Origin of the sequence: Paraburkholderia sp. JPY419 (genome assembly GCF_050435705.1) — a bacterium.
Classification (GTDB): Bacteria; Pseudomonadota; Gammaproteobacteria; order Burkholderiales; family Burkholderiaceae; genus Paraburkholderia; species Paraburkholderia youngii.
Map to the genome: position 1 here is coordinate 3,631,007 of NZ_JBNDKV010000002.1, position 18,182 is coordinate 3,649,188.

An 18,182-nucleotide genomic window follows, 5' to 3' on the forward strand; every position below is an offset into this window, starting at 1 on the left:
TCTGTTTTCGTTTCGAGGGTAATCCGAACATGTTGATCAATTGCGCCGCCTATCAGGACGGCCGTAAGCTCGCCGACATCGATATCGACGCCATCAGCGACTACGTCGCGCGGCCCGAGTGCTTCGTCTGGGTCGCATTGAAAGACCCGAGCCCCGAAGAACTCGCGGTCATGAAAGAGGAGTTCGATCTGCACGAACTCGCGATCGAAGATGCGCAACACGGCCATCAGCGCCCGAAGATCGAGGAGTACGGCGATTCGCTGTTCACCGTGATGCACACGGTCGAGATGGACGAGAACGGCGAGTTCGTGATCGGCGAAGTCGCCGTATTCGTCGGCAGCAACTATGTGCTGTCGGTGCGGCGCGGCACGCGCGCCGGTTTTCAGAGCGTGCGAACGCGCTGCGAGCACGAGCCGCATCTGTTGAAGGAAGGCTCGGCGTTCGTGCTGTATGCGCTGATCGACGACGTGGTCGACCGTTATTTCCCGATCGTCGAGGCGATGAGCACCGAGCTCGAAGCGCTCGAGGACCGCATCTTCGAGAAGAACGATTCGGCCGCCTCGCGCGCGATCGTGCAGGACCTGTACACGATGAAGCGCCGGCTCGTGACCCTGCAACACCACATCCTGCCGCTGCGTGAAGCGGTGGGCAAACTGACCGGCGGGCGCATTCCGAGCATCTGCTCCGGCATGCAGGCGTACTTCCGCGATGTCTACGACCACCTCGACCGGATCGTCAGAACCATCGAGGGGCGCCGCGAAATCGTCGTCACGGCGGTGCAGGTGAACCTCGGCATGATCTCGCTCGCCGAGAGCGAAATCACCAAGCGGCTCGGCTCGTTCGCGGCGCTGTTCGCGGTGCCGACAATGATCGCCGGTATCTACGGGATGAACTTCGAGCGCATTCCCGAGCTGCATTTCAAGTTCGGCTATCCGGTCGTGCTGATCGTGATGCTGGCGATCGACTTCCTGCTGTACCGGCGCTTTCGCAAGGCCGGCTGGCTGTAGCCGGCGCGCCTTTCAGGATCCTCGCGGTTTCGCTTGCAGCGCGCGCAATACCAGGCCAGCATAAGCGGCCGGTGTGTCGCGCCGCACGCGATGCATCGGCGTTCTCGACTGCACGGACTGAGCGAGGGGACCTTGCCACACGCTGCCCGAATCGATCGAGCGCATCGCGGCGCCGCACATGCTGCGCGCCGGTGCGTTGCAACACCGCGAATCGTTGACATTCCGAAAAGCTTGCGCTGAGAATAGGCCTCGCAAACGTCTGCGCATCACAAAAAATACGGCTCGCCCGCGAGCCTGACAAACTTGGAGATACGCATGAGCCATCGAACCCGTCGTCGCATTCTTGCCGCCGCAGTTTTCGCCACCGCCTCCGCCGTCCTGCCTTTTTCCGTCGCCCACGCGCAGAACGCCCCGGCTCATAAACCCAAGGTCGCGCTGGTGATGAAGTCGCTCGCCAACGAGTTCTTCCTGACCATGGAGACCGGCGCGAAGGACTATCAGAAGCAGAACCCCGCCAAGTTCGACCTGATCACCAACGGCATCAAGGACGAAACCGACACCGCCAACCAGATCCGCATCGTCGAGCAGATGATCGTGTCGAAGGTCGACGCGATCGTGCTCGCGCCGGCCGATTCGAAGGCGCTCGTACCGGTCGTCAAGAAGGCGGTCGACGCGGGCATCATCGTCGTCAACATCGACAACCGGCTCGACCAGGACGTGCTGAAGTCGAAAGACCTGAACGTGCCGTTCGTCGGCCCCGACAACCGCAAGGGCGCGCGGCTCGTCGGCGACTACCTCGCGAAGCGGCTGAAGGCCGGCGACGAGGTGGGCATCCTCGAAGGCGTATCGACCACCACCAACGCGCAGCAGCGTACCGCGGGCTTCAAGGACGCGATGCAGGCGGTCGGCGCGAAGATCGTGTCGGTGCAGTCGGGCGAGTGGGAAATCGACAAGGGCAACGCGGTCGCGTCGGCAATGCTCAATGAGTATCCGAACCTGAAGGCGCTGCTCGCCGGCAACGACAACATGGCGATCGGCGCGGTGTCGGCCGTGCGCGCGGCCGGCAAGCAGGGCAAGGTGCAGGTGGTCGGCTACGACAACATCAACGCGATCCATCCGATGCTGAAGGACGGCCGCGTGCTCGCCACCGCCGACCAGTTCGCGGCGAAGCAGGCAGTGTTCGGCATCGATACCGCGCTGAAGGCGTTGAGCGAAAACAGGAAGCAGTCGGAGTTGTCGGGCGTCGTCGAAACGCCGGTCGTGCTGGTGACGAAGGACACGCTGAAGTAAGCGCGGCGCGCCCGGCGTCGAGCGCGAGCCGGGCGCGGCCGGACAGGCTCGCGGGAAACCGCCAATGCCGCCGCGAAGCGCGCACCGCACGCTTCAGCGGCAATGCGGCAACCCGCCGTCCGCTTTTATTCAACGAACGCTCAAGAATTCCGCCCGGCCGCCGTTAATTCCAGAGATAAGCGTCATGACGGCGGCTCGCGCGGTGAGAGAAGCGCGGCCGTGAGCGCCTGCGCATTCCGCGCAGTGGGCCGGCATGACTCGTGGCAGCCAGGAGCGATGTGCTGTGCGGCAAGCGCAGCGGACCACCGCCAGGGTGTCACGAAGGCGCCAGAGGCACCATGCAATCAGGAGCGCGATGGATTCGACCGATCACGACGCCTTGCCTGTCGTGCTGAGCGTCAGCGGCATCGGCAAGACCTATGTCGAACCGGTGCTCGCCGACGTATCGTTGTCGCTGCGAGCAGGCGAGGTATTGGCATTGACCGGCGAGAACGGCGCGGGCAAGAGCACGCTGTCGAAGATCGTCGGCGGGCTGGTCGAGCCGAGCGCGGGCACGATGCAGCTCGCCGGCGCGCCGTACGCGCCCGCGAGCCGCACCGAGGCCGAGGCGCTCGGCGTGCGCATGGTGATGCAGGAGTTGAATCTGCTGCCGACCTTGTCGGTCGCCGAAAACCTGTTCCTGAACCGGCTGCCGCGCGCGGGCGCGTTCAGCTTCGGCTGGATCGATCGCGGCAAGCTGCGGGAGAACGCGCGCGAGGCGATGGCGCAGGTCGGGCTCGACGCGATCGATCCCGACACTCTGGTCGGCGAACTCGGTATCGGTCATCAGCAGATGGTCGAGATCGCCCGCAACCTGATCGGCGACTGCCGCGTGCTGATACTCGACGAGCCGACCGCGATGCTGACCGCGCGCGAGGTCGATCTGCTGTTCGAGCAGATCGGTCGGTTGAAGGCGCGCGGCGTCGGGCTCGTCTATATCTCGCATCGGCTCGAAGAGCTGGCGCGGGTGGCCGAACGGGTCGCGGTGCTGCGCGACGGCCGCCTCGTGCATGTCGACGCGATGGCGAATCTGACGAGCGAGCAGATCGTCACGTGGATGGTCGGCCGCGAGCTCGGCGAGCATATCGATCTCGGCGCGCGCAACATCGGCGCGCCGCTGTTGAAAGTGGAGCGGCTCGCGCGCGGCAAGGTCGTGCGCGACGTGTCGTTCGAGGTGCGCGCGGGCGAGATTTTCGGCGTCAGCGGGCTGATCGGCGCGGGCCGCACCGAGCTGATGCGGCTCATCTACGGCGCCGACCGCAAGGACGGCGGCAGCGTGTCGCTCGCCGCGACGCCGGGCGCGCCGCCCACGCCGGTGCAGATCGACTCGCCGGCGGACGCGGTGCGCGCGGGCATCGCGCTGATCACCGAGGACCGCAAAGGCGAAGGCCTGCTGCTGCCGCAGCCGATCGCGGCCAACCTGTCGCTCGGCAATCTCGGCAGCGTCGCGCGGCATGGCGTGGTCGACGCGAAGCGCGAGAACGCGCTGGCGAACAAGCAGATCGCCGCGATGCGGATTCGCAGCTCGGGGCCCGCGCAGATCGTCGGCGAGCTGTCGGGCGGCAACCAGCAGAAGGTCGTGATCGGCCGCTGGCTCGCGCGCGACTGCCGCGTGCTGTTGTTCGACGAACCGACGCGCGGCATCGACGTCGGCGCGAAGTTCGATATCTACGGACTGATGGGCGCGCTCGCGCGCGACGGCCGCGCGCTGGTCGTGGTGTCGAGCGATCTGCGCGAGCTGATGCTGATCTGCGACCGGATCGGCGTGATGTCGGCGGGCAGCATGAGCGGAGTGTTCGAGCGCGCGAGCTGGAGCCAGGATGCGCTGCTCGCGGCCGCGTTCGCCGGCTACCGCGGCCGCGAGGCGCTGCTGCACACGCACGGCGTCAACGAAGCAGGGAGTCTGTGATGACCGATCAACCGTGGCGCGAGGCGGCGGGTGTCAAGCAGGGTGACAAACGGGGCGACAAGCAGGGTGACCAGCAGGGCGGCAAGCAGGGCGAAAAGCCAGCCGGCGCGCCAGACGCGCCCGTCGTGACACCGCCGGCCGATCCGTCGGCGCCGCTCGCGAGCGGCAAGCCGGCCGGCACGCGGCTCGGCTTTTCGAACTACCTGGGCCTCGCCGGCGCGCTGCTCGCGATGATCGTGCTGTTCTCGCTGCTGAGTTCGCACTTTCTGACCTACGACACGTTCAGCACGATCGCGAACCAGATTCCGGATCTCGTCGTGATGTCGGTCGGCATGACCTTCGTGCTGATCATCGCCGGGATCGATCTGTCGGTCGGCTCGGTGCTCGCGCTCGGGGCGTCGGTAGTCAGCGTGGTGACGCTGAAGTGGGGCTGGGGGCCGGCCGCGGGGGCGCTGCTCGGTGTCGCGGTCGCGGCGCTGACCGGCACCGTGACCGGCGCGGTGACGGTGGGCTGGCGGATTCCGTCGTTCATCGTGTCGCTCGGGGTGCTCGAGGCGGCGCGCGGCATGGCGTACCAGATGACCAATTCGCGCACCGCGTATATCGGCGACGCGTTCGATTTTCTGTCGAACCCGATCGCGCTCGGCATCTCGCCGGCCTTTCTGGTCGCGGTGGCGGTGATGGTGATCGCGCAGCTGGTGCTGACGCGCACGGTGTTCGGGCGCTATCTGGTCGGCATCGGCACCAACGAGGAAGCGGTGCGGCTCGCGGGCGTCAATCCGCGGCCGTACAAGGTGATCGTATTCGCGCTGATGGGCGCGCTGTCGGGACTCGCGGCGCTGTTCCAGATTTCGCGGCTCGAGGCGGCCGATCCGAATGCGGGCGTCGGCCTCGAGCTGCAGGTGATCGCGGCGGTCGTGATCGGCGGCACGAGTCTGATGGGCGGGCGTGGTTCGGTGATCAGCACGTTCTTTGGCGTGCTGATCATTTCGGTGCTGGCGGCGGGCCTCGCGCAGATCGGCGCGAACGAGCCGACCAAGCGCATGATTACCGGCGCGGTGATCGTGGTGGCGGTGGTGCTCGATACCTACCGCAGCCACCGCAAACGCGGCTGAGGGGTGCGCCGCGGCGCAGCGATGAATCAGTGTGGTGTGTCTTCGATGAAGACGTCCGCGGGTCGCCAGGCGGCGCATCCGGCGGGAACAACAGGCAGTAGGAGAGCAACAGGTTATGGCGACGATCAAGGATGTAGCGGCCGTGGCGGGCGTGTCGTTCACGACGGTATCGCACGTCGTGAACAACTCGCGGCCGGTGTCGGCCGATGTGCGCGCGAAAGTCGAGCACGCGATTCGTCAACTGCACTATGTGCCGTCGGCGGTGGCGCGCTCGCTGAAGGCGCGCGCGACCGCGACGATCGGACTGGTGGTGCCGAACAGCACCAACCCGTATTTCGCGGAGCTCGCGCGCGGCATCGAGGACGGCTGCGCGCGCAACGGCTACTGCGTGTTCTTCTGCAACTCCGACGATGACCCCGCGAAGCAGCGCAACTATCTGCGCGTGTTGCAGGAAAAGCGCATCGACGGGCTGATCGTCGCGTCGGCCGGTGACGACGCCGTGCTCGCGCAGACGCTCGCCGACTCGCGCGAGCCGCTCGTCGTGGTGGACCGCAACATCGAGGGGGTCGTCGCGGACCTCGTGCAGATCGATCACGAGAAGGGCGCTTACCTCGCCACCCGTCATCTGCTCGAGCTCGGGCATGTGCGGATCGGCTGCATCACGGGGCCGGTGGAGACCGCGGTCGGCGCGATGCGCGTGCACGGCTTCATTCGCGCGATGGCCGAGCGCGGCATCGAGATTGCCGCCGATGCGATCGTCGAAAGCGATTTTTCGGGGACGGGCGGCCACCGCGCGGCCGCGCAGCTGTTCGACACGGTCAGGCCGTCGGCGATTTTCGCGGTCAACGACATGATGGGCATCGGCGCGTTGCGCGCGGCGGCGGAGCGCAATATCAGCGTGCCGCGCGATTGCTCGATCATCGGTTTCGACGATATCGAGTTGGGCCGCTTCACGTTCCCGTCGCTGTCGACGGTCGGGCAGTCGGTGCGCGCGCTTGGCGACACGGCCGCGCAGACGCTGATCGACCGGATCGCCGAGGCGGCGTCGAACAGCACCGCGCGCAGCCCGGCGCGCCGGCGGGTGGTGTCGCCGCGGCTGATCGTGCGCGAATCCACCGCGACATGGGCGGGAGACGCACGGCGGAATCTGGCGGCCTGACACGCCCGCGATAGCAACGCGACACGTCGCGCAATGGAGGGCACACGAGTGGCAAGCAACCCAACGCGTTCACACGTCACGGTGGTCGGTAGTCTGAACATGGACCTGGTGGTGCGCTCGCCGCGCCTGCCGCAGCCGGGCGAAACGCTGGCCGGCCGCGGCTTCGCGCAGGTCGCGGGCGGCAAGGGCGGCAACCAGGCGGTCGCCGCCGCGCGGCTCGGCGCGCAGGTGTCGATGCTCGGCTGCGTCGGTGCCGATGCGAACGGCGCGCAACTGCGCGCGGGCCTCGAAGCAGAGCACATCGACTGTGCGGCGCTCGAAACCGGCAGCGAACCGAGCGGCGTGGCGCTGATCGTCGTCGACGATGCGAGCCAGAACACGATCGTAATCGTCGCGGGCAGCAACGGCGAGCTCACGCCGGCCAGCATCGCGCGACACGAAGCGGCGCTCGCCGCCGCCGATGTCGTGATCTGCCAGCTCGAAACCCCTGCCCGAATCGGTGCATGCGGCGCTGGCCGCGGCGCGGCGCCTCGGCAAGATCGTGATCCTTAACCCGGCGCCCGCTACCGGCCCATTGCCAGCCGCCTGGCTGCCGCTGATCGATTACCTGATTCCAAACGAACTCGAAGCCGCCGCGCTGAGCGGTGTCGCCGTCGACTCGCCCGCGGACGCCGCGCGAGCCGCCGCCGCATTGCGCGCGGCCGGCGTGCGCAACGTGCTGGTCACGCTCGGTGCGCGCGGCGTGCACGCGGCGCTCGAAGGCGCGGCCGCGACGCTGTACGACGCGCCGCGCGTCGAGGCGGTCGATACGACCGCAGCCGGCGACACGTTCATCGGCGGCTTCGCGGCGCAACTCGCCCAGGGTGCGAGCGTCGAAGCGGCGATCCGCTTCGCGCAACGCGCCGCCGCGCTTTCGGTGACGCGCGCGGGCGCACAGCCGTCGATTCCGACGCGCGCCGAAGTCGACGCGTCGGGCTGATGCCATCGCGGCATTAGCGCCCCCGCGAGCCGCCTGACGGCGCTGTGCTGCGATCGCTTCGGGCGACTCCGTACGGCTCGCAATCCGCCCAATTCCCTGCCGCTCAAACGTCAAAAGTCGTGCTTTGACGAATACCGTCGCGTTTCCCCAACCCGACGCGAACCCACACGTCTCCCGTCAACTCGCTTTCAACGTCTTACATCGTCTTTGTTCATACCTTTTAATTGCTTCAAGTCTATGAACGCGCTGCCGTAAACGGTAGTTAGAGCAATGACTCAAAAACAGCGCCGGAACCAAACTCACGCCGCCCCACGCTGCGTAAGCAGCAGTCTCTCATCGAGTACAGCACACAGGACCAAGCATGTTGAATAAAGGCATCACGATCAAGGCGCGAATTGGACTCACGATGGCGTTCCTCGCCGCGTTGCTGGTTGCGATCGGCGTTTTCGGTCTGTTCGGCATGGGCCGTTCGAACGACGCCCATGAAGCCACTTTCACCGATGCGATGCCGAGCGCCGTGAACATCGGCAACGCGGAAATGTACGCGGCGCGCGAGCGACTCGCGCTCGACCGCGCCGCGTTCCTCGTCGGCACGCCGGAAGCGGCATCCACGATCGAGCGTGCGCGCATGCTCGGCAGCACGTCAGACATGTGGTGGAAAAAATATCTCGATCTGCCGCGCGACGCGGACGAAGACCGGCTCGCGCAGGACGTCGCCGCGAAGCGCAACACGCTGCATCAGCAGCTCGAAGCGTTCGCGACGGCAATCGAGGCGAACGATCAGAGCAAGCTGGTCGAGCACGCGAAGAATCTGCAGGCCGTCTTCAATGACCTCGTCGGCGCCGACGACGCACTGCGAAAATATCAGTTCGATTCGGCGAAGCAGGGCTTCGACTCCGCGCAGAACAGTTTCCACGTGTTCCGCATGGTCAGCATCGGCGCGCTGGTGCTCGGCGTGCTGGCGGCGGCGCTGTCGTATCTGACGCTGAGCCGTGCGATCGCGCGTCCGCTCGACGAAGCGCTCGGCCACTTCGAGGCGATCGCGGCCGGCGATCTGCGTCGTCCGGTGGTCGTGACTTCGCGCGACGAAATGGGGCAACTGCTCGAAGGAATCGCCAGAATGCAGCGCAGCCTCACCGAAACGGTGCGCAGCGTGCGCGGCGGCAGCGAGTCGATCGCGACCGCGACGCGGCAGATCGCGGCGGGCAACGTCGATCTGTCGTCGCGCACTGAAGAGCAGGCGTCCGCGCTGCAGGAAACCGCGTCGAGCATGGAGCAGCTGACCGGCACCGTACGCCAGAACGCCGATAACGCCCGACAGGCGAGCGCGCTTGCCGCCAGCGCGTCGGAGATCGCCAATAAGGGCAGCGCGGTGGTCGGCCAGGTGGTCGGCACGATGGGCGACATCAACCAGAGCTCGGCGAAGATCGCCGACATCATCTCGATCATCGAGGGCATCGCCTTCCAGACCAACATCCTCGCGCTGAACGCAGCCGTGGAGGCGGCGCGCGCCGGTGAGGAAGGGCGCGGCTTCGCGGTCGTCGCGGGCGAGGTGCGCAGCCTCGCGCAGCGTTCGTCGGCGGCGGCCAAGGAGATCAAGGAGCTGATCGATACGTCGGTCGAGCGCGTGCAGTCGGGCTCGGCGCTGGTCGACGAGGCCGGCCGCACGATGAGCGAAATCATCGGCGCGGTGCAGCGCGTGACCGACATCATGGGCGAGATCGCGTCGGCGTCCGAAGAGCAGAGCGGCGGCATCGACCAGGTCGCGCGCGCGGTCACGCAGATGGACGAGGTTACACAGCAGAACGCGGCGCTCGTCGAGGAAGCGGCCGCCGCGGCGTCGTCGCTCGAGGAGCAGGCGGCCCGCTTGCGCAACGTGGTCGCGGTGTTCCAGCTCGACGACAGCGGCCGTGGCGGTCACGACGGGGCGTCCGCGCTTGCGGCGCCGAAGCGCCCGGTGTCCACGAGCCCGGTCGCCGCGCGCGCACGCAAGCACACGCCGGCTGCGGCGCAGGCGGCGATGCCGGCGAAGCCAGCGACGGTGGCCGCTGCCGCGCCGCAGGTTGCCGCCGCGCCCGCGCCCACCCGCGCGCCGGCCAGGTCCGCGGCGACGGCCGGCGGTGATCAGGGTTGGGAGACCTTCTGAGCGGGCTCGGGTTCACGTGTACATGGGCGGCGGCGCTGTCGCGCGTTAGGTGATTGAACACGCGCCGTTCGTTGCAACATCCGTTCCTGTCCGCTCGCTGGCTGTCCGGCATCCGCGTCGTACGAACGACGATAGCTTCGCGAAAAGCCGCACCTGGGGACCCAGGTGCGGCTTTTTTTCGGCTCGCGCAAGAAATAACGTTTGCGCGCTGCGTGGCTTTCACCGGCGCGTGTCGCGATCCGGTACATTGACGGGCACGGCCCCGATCCGCGTGCGCGGCGCGCGGCTGCCCGCACCTTCAACAGGTGGTTCCCACTTATTGCTACGTCCTGCGAACCTGCCATGCGCCAGCCACAAAGAACCGACATGACGCGTTACGATCTTGCGCAACACCTCGTCGAGGCACGCCGGCAGCACCTGCCGATCGACGCGCCCGCCCCCGACAGCCTGCCGCCCGACGCGGCGACCGCCTACGCGATCCAGCAGGCGGTGATCGCGGGGCTGGGCGAATCGACCGGCGCGTGGAAGATCGGCGCGAAGTCCCCGGGCGGCGCCGCGTCGGGCGCGCCGATTCCGGCCTCGCTGGTGGTGCCGTCGCCGGCGCGGCTCGCGCATGACGGATTCTTTCGCGTGCTGGTCGAACTGGAGATCGCGTTTCGCTTCGACGTGACGATCGAGCCGCGCGCTCAGGCCTATGCGCGCGACGAGGTGCTGTCCAGGCTCGGCGCCGTGCTGCCGGCCATCGAGATCGTCGACAGCCGCTTCACCGAGTGGCCGAACGTCGCGCCGCTCGCGCAGCTAGCCGACGCGCAGAACAACGGCGCGCTGATCACTGGCCATCCGGCCGTCTATGCGAGCCTCGCGCGCGGCTTCGACTTCGTGTCGCCGGAACTGGAGCTGAGCTTCAACGGCCGCTCGCTGATACCGGAAGTGACCGGCAATCCGGCCGGCGATCCGCGCGAGCTGCTCGTCTGGTTCGTCAACCATTGCGCGGCGATGGGCATCACGATCGAGCGCGACTGGACCCTGACCACCGGCTCATACGTCGGCGCGCACAAGATCGACGAGCCCGGCATCGTGCGTGGACATATCGATGGGTTGGGTGAAGTGGAAATTGAACTGACCTGATCGATGCTGCGGCGGTTGTAACCGCAAATTACAACGCTTCATCCATTCCAAACGGCTGCCCGCGGGCAGCCGTTTTTATTTTGGCGAATTCGAAACAGTGGCAGTCTTTGAATCGTTAACCTGTTCGAATCCATTTGTTGCAACTTTGCCGCTTCTTTCCGTATACACCTATGAGAGCGGCGCGAGCGGCTGCCGTCATCCAGTCATACGGATCAGGGGTGTGCCTGCTTTTCGTGACGAAGTGTGCGTGCGCAGACAGCCGCATTTTTGTGAAGGGTCGACGGTGCAGGTACGGGATGTGCAATAGCAATGCGACGTCATGGCGCGATGCAGCGGTAAAGCGAAGTCGTGCAGGAGCACTGAATAGCGATCCGGTGCTGAAGAAAGTAACGGTACAGCGGAGCAGCGGATGATTTGATTCGTGGCGGCGCGAGTGAAAAATTGTAGGTGGTCGATTCTTTGTTTCCAAGTGAGGACTGTAGCTTCGCGGTTACGGAGCGATTTTCGCAACGTAGTCCGTGAAAAAAAATTTAAAAGGGTTTAGGATGAATTCGAGCGATGTCGTTTCCGAATAGCGCGCCGCGCACGACATCGCTCCAGACTTCGGCGAGGAGGTAGCATGGATATCTACAGCAGTTTCGCGACCCGCTTCGAGAAAACACGGGAGGATGAACTCTCGCTCGAGGAGTATCTCGCGCTCTGCAAAGACAATCCCGCCGCGTACGCCACTGCAGGCGAACGCATGTTGACGGCAATCGGAGAACCGGAACAGATCGACACTCGCAACGATCCGCGTTTATCGCGTATCTTCGCGAACAAGGTCATCAAGGTATACCCCGCATTCCGTGAGTTCTACGGAATGGAAGAGGTGATCGAGCAGGTGGTCGCCTACTTCCGGCATTCGGCCCAGGGGCTCGAAGAAAAGAAGCAGATACTGTATCTGTTAGGACCGGTCGGCGGCGGTAAGTCGTCGATCGCGGAACGGCTGAAGCAACTGATGGAGCGCGTACCGTTCTATGCGATCAAGGGCTCGCCCGTCAACGAATCGCCGCTCGGTCTGTTCGACTACGAGGAAGACGGTCCGATCCTCGAAGAGCAATATGGCATTCCTCGCCGCTACCTGCGAGGCATCCTGAGTCCGTGGGCGGTCAAGCGCCTGCACGAGTACAACGGCGACATCCGCAAGTTCCGCGTGGTGCGCCGCTATCCGTCGATCCTTCGTCAGATCGCTATCTCGAAGACTGAACCGGGCGACGAGAACAATCAGGACATTTCGTCGTTGGTCGGCAAGGTCGACATCCGCAAGCTCGAACAGTACGCGCAGGACGACGCCGACGCGTACAGCTACTCGGGCGGCCTGTGCCTCGCCAATCAGGGCCTGCTCGAGTTCGTCGAAATGTTCAAGGCGCCGATCAAGGTGTTGCACCCGCTGCTCACCGCGACCCAGGAGGGCAACTTCAAGGGTACGGAAGGCTTCGGCGCGATCCCGTTCGACGGCATCATCCTCGCTCACTCGAACGAGTCGGAGTGGAAGGCGTTCCGCAACAACCGTAACAACGAAGCGCTGCTCGACCGGATCTTCGTCGTCAAGGTGCCGTACTGCCTGCGCTATAGCGAAGAGGTCAAGATCTACGAGAAGCTGCTGCGCAACTCGTCGCTGGCCAACGCGGTCTGCGCGCCTGGCACGCTGAAGATGATGGCGCAGATGTCCGTGCTCACGCGTTTGCAGGAGCCGGAAAACTCGAGCCTGTTCTCGAAGATGCAGGTCTACGACGGCGAGAATCTGAAGGACACGGACCCGAAGGCGAAGTCGTACCAGGAGTACCGCGACTTCGCGGGCGTCGACGAAGGCATGACCGGGGTGTCGACCCGCTTCGCGTTCAAGATTCTGTCGCGCGTGTTCAACTTCGACTCGACCGAGGTCGCGGCCAATCCGGTGCATCTGATGTACGTGCTCGAACAGCAGATCGAACGCGAGCAGTTCCCGCCGGAAACCGAGCAGAAGTATCTTTCCTTCATCAAGGACGTGCTCGCGTCGCGCTATGCGGAGTTCATCGGCAAGGAGATTCAGACCGCGTATCTGGAGTCGTACTCCGAGTATGGTCAAAACATCTTCGACCGCTACGTCACGTATGCGGACTTCTGGATCCAGGATCAGGAGTTCCGCGACCACGACACCGGCGAGAGCTTCGACCGTGCCGCGTTGAACGCCGAGCTGGAGAAGATCGAGAAGCCGGCGGGCATCAGCAACCCGAAGGACTTCCGCAACGAGATCGTGAACTTCGTGCTGCGCGCGCGGGCTGCGAATGCGGGCAAGAACCCCGCGTGGATCAGCTACGAGAAGCTGCGCGTCGTGATCGAAAAGAAGATGTTCTCGAATACGGAAGAACTGTTGCCGGTGATCTCGTTTAACGCGAAGGGCTCGGCCGAAGAGCAGCGCAAGCACGAAGACTTCGTCAATCGCATGGTGGCGAAGGGCTATACGCCGAAACAGGTGCGCTTGTTGTGCGACTGGTATCTGCGCGTGCGCAAGTCATCGTGATGCGCGCATGATACTCATGATGTGCCGCCCGTACGGTTCGACCGTACGGGCAACCGGCGAGGCGCAAGCCGCATAGCATGCACTGCGCGGCGGGCGTCTCGCGCACCGGAAATATTAGTGCGGCCGCAGAGCAAACGCGGTTGCACGGACGGGAGACCGGGCGTGCTTCATCAAATCATCGACCGCAGGTTGGCAGGCAAGAACAAGAGTATTGCGAATCGCGAGCGTTTTTTGCGCCGCGTCAAGAACTATATCCGTCGCGCCGTTTCGGAAGCGGTGCGCGACCGCAGCATCAAAGATATCCAGAACACCCAGAGCATCACCATTCCGCGCAAGGACATCGCGGAGCCGTCGTTCCGTCACGGACCGGGCGGCCGGCGCGAGATGGTGCATCCCGGCAACTCGGACTACATCCGCGGCGACAAGATCCAGCGCCCGCAAGGCGGTGGTGGTGGCGGCGGAGGCAGTCAGGCCAGCAACGAGGGCGAGGGTCAGGACGACTTCGTGTTCGAGCTGAGCCGCGAAGAGTTCATGCAGTATTTCTTCGACGACCTCGAACTGCCGCGTCTCGTCAAAACCCATCTGATGGCCGTGCCGACGTGGAAAAGCATCCGCGCGGGCTGGGCCGCGGAGGGTACGCCGAACAACATCGACGTGGTGCGCTCGCTGCGCAGCGCGCTCGGCCGGCGCATCGCGCTCGGCGCGCCGCTCGTCAACCAGTTGCACGAAATGGAGCGGCAGCTCGAAGAGCTGAAGGCCGATCCCGCCGATCGCCGCGAAGAGATCAAGCTGCTCGAAGACGACATCCACCATCTGAAAGGACGCATCTGGCGGATTCCGTTCATCGATCCGTTCGATCTGCGCTACGTGAATCGCGTGAAGCAACCCACGCCGTCGAGTCAGGCAGTGATGTTCTGCCTGATGGACGTGTCCGGCTCGATGGACGAGCAGCGCAAGGATCTCGCGAAGCGCTTTTTCATCCTGCTGTACCTGTTTCTTAAGCGTAACTACGAGCGCATCGAAGTGGTGTTCATTCGCCACCACACGCGCGCCGAGGAAGTCGACGAAGATACGTTCTTCCACTCGACCGAAAGCGGTGGCACGGTGGTGTCGAGCGCGCTCGAACTGATGCGCAAGGTGATGGACGAACGCTACTCGCCAACTGAATGGAACATTTACGGGGCGCAGGCTTCCGACGGCGACAATTGGACCGACGATTCGCCGAAGTGCCGCAAGATACTCTCGGATGACATCCTGCAGAAGGTGCGGTATTTTGCGTATATTCAGGTGACGCCCGAAGAGCAGAATCTGTGGCTCGAATACGCGCAACTGGCGCTATCGCAACCGCATATGGCGATGAAGAAGGTCGAAACCGCGGCCGATATCTATCCGGTGTTTCGCGAGCTGTTCGAGAAGCAGGCGGCGACTTCGTGATGGAACGCTGATTGCGCTCCGCATCTGGATCACGACGCGTGCGGCGATGAATCGTACGACTTGGGGCAAGCCGTCGTACGACTGCGCCGCAGCGCAACAAAGGCGTGCCGCAGCAACTGTCGGGGCATGCCGAGGCAGGAGCGGCTAGCACGGCAGCCGCTCGCGCCGGAGCAGTCCGCAATGCTGCAGCACGGGACACACCGGAACGCCCATCGAGGGGCAAAGGGAAGTCCGTATGAACGTAGCCGATAGACGGCCTCTGCCGTGCCCGTCCGACTGGACCTTCGAATTGATCGAAGAGTACGACTCGCATATTGCCCGTGTTGCGGAGCAATACGAGCTCGACGTGTATCCGATCCAGCTCGAACTCATCAGCGCTGAACAAATGATGGACGCCTACGCGTCCGTCGGCATGCCGGTGAACTACCGTCACTGGTCGTTCGGCAAACACTTTCTTTCTACCGAAAAAAGCTATCGTCGCGGCCAGATGGGGCTCGCGTACGAAATCGTCATCAATTCGAACCCCTGCATCGCGTATCTGATGGAAGAGAACACGATGACGATGCAGGCGCTCGTGATCGCGCATGCGGCGTACGGTCACAACTCGTTCTTCAAGGGCAACTATCTGTTCCGCTTGTGGACGGACGCGCACGCGATCATCGACTACCTCGTCTACGCGAAGAACTACATCGCGGAATGCGAGGAGCGCTATGGGCTCGATCGCGTCGAGGAATTGCTCGATTCGTGCCACGCGCTAATGAATTACGGCGTGGACCGCTACAAGCGCCCGCAGAAGCTGTCGCTCGAGAAGGAGTTCGCCGCGCGGCGCGAGCGCGAGGCGTATCTGCAGTCGCAGGTCAACGAATTGTGGCGCACGCTGCCCACGCGCCATACGCCGCTGCCCGAAGAGGTCGAGGAGCGCTATCCGCCCGAGCCGCAGGAAAACCTGCTGTATTTCGCGGAGAAAAACGCGCCGCTGCTCGAGCCGTGGGAGCGCGAGGTGATCCGCATCGTGCGCAAGATCGGTCAGTATTTCTATCCGCAGCGGCAGACCCAGGTGATGAACGAAGGCTGGGCGACGTTCTGGCACTACACGCTGCTAAACACGATGTACAACCAGGGCAAGCTGGAAGACGGCTTCATGATGGAGTTCCTCCACTCGCACAGCAACGTCGTCTATCAGCCGCCGGTCACGAAGCCGTATTACAGCGGCATCAATCCGTATGCGCTCGGCTTTTCGATGATGAGCGACATCCGCCGCATCTGCGAAGCGCCGACCGACGAAGACCGCAAGTGGTTTCCTGATCTGGCAGGCAGTCCCTGGCTGCCCTCGATGCACTACGCGATGCGCAACTTCAAGGACGAGAGCTTCGTCGCGCAGTACCTGTCGCCGCATCTGATCCGCGAAATGCGCCTGTTTTCGGTGCTCGACGACGACATGCGCGACGCGCTGGAGGTGTCGGCGATTCACGACGACAGCGGCTACCAGTACGTGCGCCAGGCGCTGTCGCGGCAGTACGACATGCATCACCGCGAGCCGAACATTCAGGTATGGGCCGTCAATACGCGTGGCGATCGCAGCCTGACGTTGCGGCATTTCATGAGCGACAACCGGCACCTGTCGTCGGATAGCGACGAAGTGCTCAAGCACATGGCGCGCTTGTGGCAATTCGATGTGTACCTCGAAAGCGTCGACGAAAACGGTACCGTCAGAAAGCGCTACGAGTGCCGGTACGTGCCGCCGTCCGTGAGAATCTGACGTCTCGGTCCGAGCGCGGCGACGGTTCGAAACCTTGCCCGGGCGGTCCGCGTCGATTACCCGAAGCCCCCGCAGCCTCGCGGCTGGCGGGGCTTCGTTTTCGTTGCAGTTCTAAATTCGCAGCCGGCCCGTACCCAGGGCTTTCCTGCAGTTCCGCAGACAAAACCCCATCTGAACTTTTCACTTATGTAAAATTCGCCGCGCGCGCGTGTGCGGTTGTCCGCGACGCGCATGAAGGCGGCGTCACGAGCGTCATCCTCGTTTAGAGAAAAAAGGACCGACATCAGCATGAACGATCTAACCGACCAACCCGTCGTCGCACAAGCGGACGACACCCGGCGCCGCATCTTCGCGATCGTCGGCGCTTCATCGGGCAATCTTGTCGAATGGTTCGACTTCTACGTGTATTCGTTCACGGCGCTGTATTTCGCGCCGTCGTTCTTTCCTAGCGGCAACACCACCACGCAGTTGCTCAACACGGCCGGGGTGTTCGCCGCCGGCTTCCTGATGCGCCCGATCGGCGGCTGGTTCTTCGGCCGGCTCGCCGACAAGCGCGGCCGCCGCACCGCGATGATGGTGTCGGTCTTCATGATGTGCGGCGGCTCGCTCGTGATCGCGATGCTGCCCACGTACGCGCAGATCGGCGCGCTCGCGCCGGCGCTGCTGCTGATCGCGCGGCTGTTCCAGGGCCTGTCGGTGGGCGGCGAATACGGCACCAGCGCGACCTATATGAGCGAAGTCGCATTGAAGGGCCGGCGTGGCTTCTTCGCGTCGTTCCAGTATGTGACGCTGATCGGCGGTCAGCTGTTCGCGCTGCTCGTACTGGTGGTCCTGCAGCAGTTGCTGACGACCGACGAACTGAAGGCGTGGGGCTGGCGCGTGCCGTTTGCAATCGGTGCGATTTCTGCGCTGGTCTCGCTCTATCTGCGTAAATCGCTCGACGAAACCACCACCGCCGCGACCCGTCAGCGCAAGGAGGCGGGTACGCTGCGCGGCTTGTGGGAGCACAAGGCCGCGTTCATGACGGTGCTCGGCTTCACGGCCGGCGGCTCGCTGATCTTCTATACGTTCACCACGTATATGCAGAAATACCTGGTCAACACGGCCGGCATGCACGCGAAGACCGCGAGCTCGGTGATGACCGCCGCGCTGTTCGTCTACATGCTGATGCAGCCGGCGTTCGGCGCGCTGTCCGACAGGATCGGCCGACGCAATTCGATGCTGTGCTTCGGCTTGTTCGCGACGCTCGGCACGGTGCCGCTGCTGCATGCGCTGAAGGACGTGACGAGTCCGGTCGCGGCGTTCGCGCTCGTCGTCGTCGCGCTGGCGATCGTCAGCTTCTATACGTCGATCAGCGGCCTGATCAAGGCGGAAATGTTCCCACCACAAGTGCGTGCGCTCGGCGTGGGGCTGTCGTATGCGGTCGCCAATGCGATCTTCGGCGGCTCGGCAGAATATGTCGCGCTGTGGCTGAAATCGGCCGGCGTCGAGACGATGTTCTTCTGGTATGTAACGGCGCTGTGCGCACTCGCGGGTATCGTGTCGCTGCGCATGCGTGATCCATCGACGGAAGGGTATCTGCGGCACGAGCCGTGAGCCGCTAGCCCGGCACGGCGAAACGCCGTGCCGCGATGAAGCATTCGAGCGGCGGTCCGGGGGCAACCGGACCGCCGTT

General features: G+C 64.4%; 11 protein-coding genes and 1 pseudogene. All 12 read left to right on the forward strand.

The genetic code is table 11. The annotated features are described in order from the left end of the window. The first annotated feature begins 29 nt into the window (after window positions 1–29). The 12 genes and pseudogenes from corA to QFZ91_RS22895 all read left to right on the forward strand — a co-directional run bounded on the left by corA (window position 30) and on the right by QFZ91_RS22895 (window position 18,103). A complete protein-coding gene (gene corA / locus QFZ91_RS22840) occupies window positions 30–1,007 on the forward strand; it encodes a magnesium/cobalt transporter CorA (RefSeq protein WP_429568512.1) in 978 nt (325 codons plus the stop codon). 315 nt (window positions 1,008–1,322) lie between these two features. Then, window positions 1,323–2,297 carry a sugar ABC transporter substrate-binding protein gene (locus tag QFZ91_RS22845; protein ID WP_429568513.1) on the forward strand — a complete coding sequence of 325 codons (975 nt, stop codon included), beginning with the start codon at window positions 1,323–1,325 and terminating at the stop codon, window positions 2,295–2,297. A 355-nt stretch (window positions 2,298–2,652) separates the two neighbouring features. Beyond that, on the forward strand, window positions 2,653–4,245 hold the full coding sequence (locus QFZ91_RS22850) for a sugar ABC transporter ATP-binding protein (protein WP_429568514.1): 1,593 nt from the start codon (window positions 2,653–2,655) through the stop codon (window positions 4,243–4,245). After that, window positions 4,245–5,360 carry an ABC transporter permease gene (locus QFZ91_RS22855; protein WP_176385043.1) on the forward strand — a complete coding sequence of 372 codons (1,116 nt, stop codon included), beginning with the start codon at window positions 4,245–4,247 and terminating at the stop codon, window positions 5,358–5,360. The genes QFZ91_RS22850 and QFZ91_RS22855 overlap by 1 nt, the downstream gene beginning before the upstream one ends. A 115-nt stretch (window positions 5,361–5,475) precedes the next feature. Then, window positions 5,476–6,519 carry a LacI family DNA-binding transcriptional regulator gene (locus tag QFZ91_RS22860; protein WP_176385041.1) on the forward strand — a complete coding sequence of 348 codons (1,044 nt, stop codon included), beginning with the start codon at window positions 5,476–5,478 and terminating at the stop codon, window positions 6,517–6,519. Window positions 6,520–6,567: 48 nt separating this feature from the next. Further along, a pseudogene (gene rbsK, locus QFZ91_RS22865) lies at window positions 6,568–7,498 on the forward strand (ribokinase). A gap of 361 nt (window positions 7,499–7,859) precedes the next feature. Further along, on the forward strand, window positions 7,860–9,644 hold the full coding sequence (locus tag QFZ91_RS22870; RefSeq protein ID WP_429568515.1) for a methyl-accepting chemotaxis protein: 1,785 nt from the start codon (window positions 7,860–7,862) through the stop codon (window positions 9,642–9,644). 366 nt (window positions 9,645–10,010) lie between these two features. Beyond that, complete coding sequence (locus tag QFZ91_RS22875) at window positions 10,011–10,772, forward strand: 2-keto-4-pentenoate hydratase (protein WP_176385037.1); 762 nt, start codon at window positions 10,011–10,013, stop codon at window positions 10,770–10,772. 619 nt (window positions 10,773–11,391) lie between these two features. Beyond that, window positions 11,392–13,314, forward strand: coding sequence for a PrkA family serine protein kinase (locus tag QFZ91_RS22880; RefSeq protein WP_176126234.1), 1,923 nt, complete (start codon window positions 11,392–11,394; stop codon window positions 13,312–13,314). 162 nt (window positions 13,315–13,476) lie between these two features. Beyond that, window positions 13,477–14,748, forward strand: coding sequence for a YeaH/YhbH family protein (locus QFZ91_RS22885; RefSeq protein WP_429568516.1), 1,272 nt, complete (start codon window positions 13,477–13,479; stop codon window positions 14,746–14,748). A 235-nt stretch (window positions 14,749–14,983) separates the two neighbouring features. After that, the gene (locus QFZ91_RS22890) at window positions 14,984–16,507 is read left to right on the forward strand and encodes a SpoVR family protein (RefSeq protein ID WP_176385035.1); all 1,524 of its coding nucleotides are present in this window, start codon (window positions 14,984–14,986) and stop codon (window positions 16,505–16,507) included. A 288-nt stretch (window positions 16,508–16,795) separates the two neighbouring features. Further along, a complete protein-coding gene (locus QFZ91_RS22895) occupies window positions 16,796–18,103 on the forward strand; it encodes an MFS family transporter (RefSeq protein ID WP_368587241.1) in 1,308 nt (435 codons plus the stop codon). Window positions 18,104–18,182: the final 79 nt, after the last annotated feature.

What these genes read in the sequence shown, in the direction of transcription:
- QFZ91_RS22845 (WP_429568513.1), top strand. Translation starts at nt 1,323, where the DNA reads ATGAGCCATCGAACCCGTCGTCGCATTCTTGCCGCCGCAGTTTTCGCC.
- QFZ91_RS22895 (WP_368587241.1), top strand. Translation starts at nt 16,796, where the DNA reads ATGAACGATCTAACCGACCAACCCGTCGTCGCACAAGCGGACGACACC.
- QFZ91_RS22850 (WP_429568514.1), top strand. Translation starts at nt 2,653, where the DNA reads ATGGATTCGACCGATCACGACGCCTTGCCTGTCGTGCTGAGCGTCAGC.
- QFZ91_RS22870 (WP_429568515.1), top strand. Translation starts at nt 7,860, where the DNA reads ATGTTGAATAAAGGCATCACGATCAAGGCGCGAATTGGACTCACGATG.
- QFZ91_RS22890 (WP_176385035.1), top strand. Translation starts at nt 14,984, where the DNA reads ATGAACGTAGCCGATAGACGGCCTCTGCCGTGCCCGTCCGACTGGACC.
- corA (WP_429568512.1), top strand. Translation starts at nt 30, where the DNA reads ATGTTGATCAATTGCGCCGCCTATCAGGACGGCCGTAAGCTCGCCGAC.
- QFZ91_RS22855 (WP_176385043.1), top strand. Translation starts at nt 4,245, where the DNA reads ATGACCGATCAACCGTGGCGCGAGGCGGCGGGTGTCAAGCAGGGTGAC.
- QFZ91_RS22875 (WP_176385037.1), top strand. Translation starts at nt 10,011, where the DNA reads ATGACGCGTTACGATCTTGCGCAACACCTCGTCGAGGCACGCCGGCAG.
- QFZ91_RS22880 (WP_176126234.1), top strand. Translation starts at nt 11,392, where the DNA reads ATGGATATCTACAGCAGTTTCGCGACCCGCTTCGAGAAAACACGGGAG.
- QFZ91_RS22860 (WP_176385041.1), top strand. Translation starts at nt 5,476, where the DNA reads ATGGCGACGATCAAGGATGTAGCGGCCGTGGCGGGCGTGTCGTTCACG.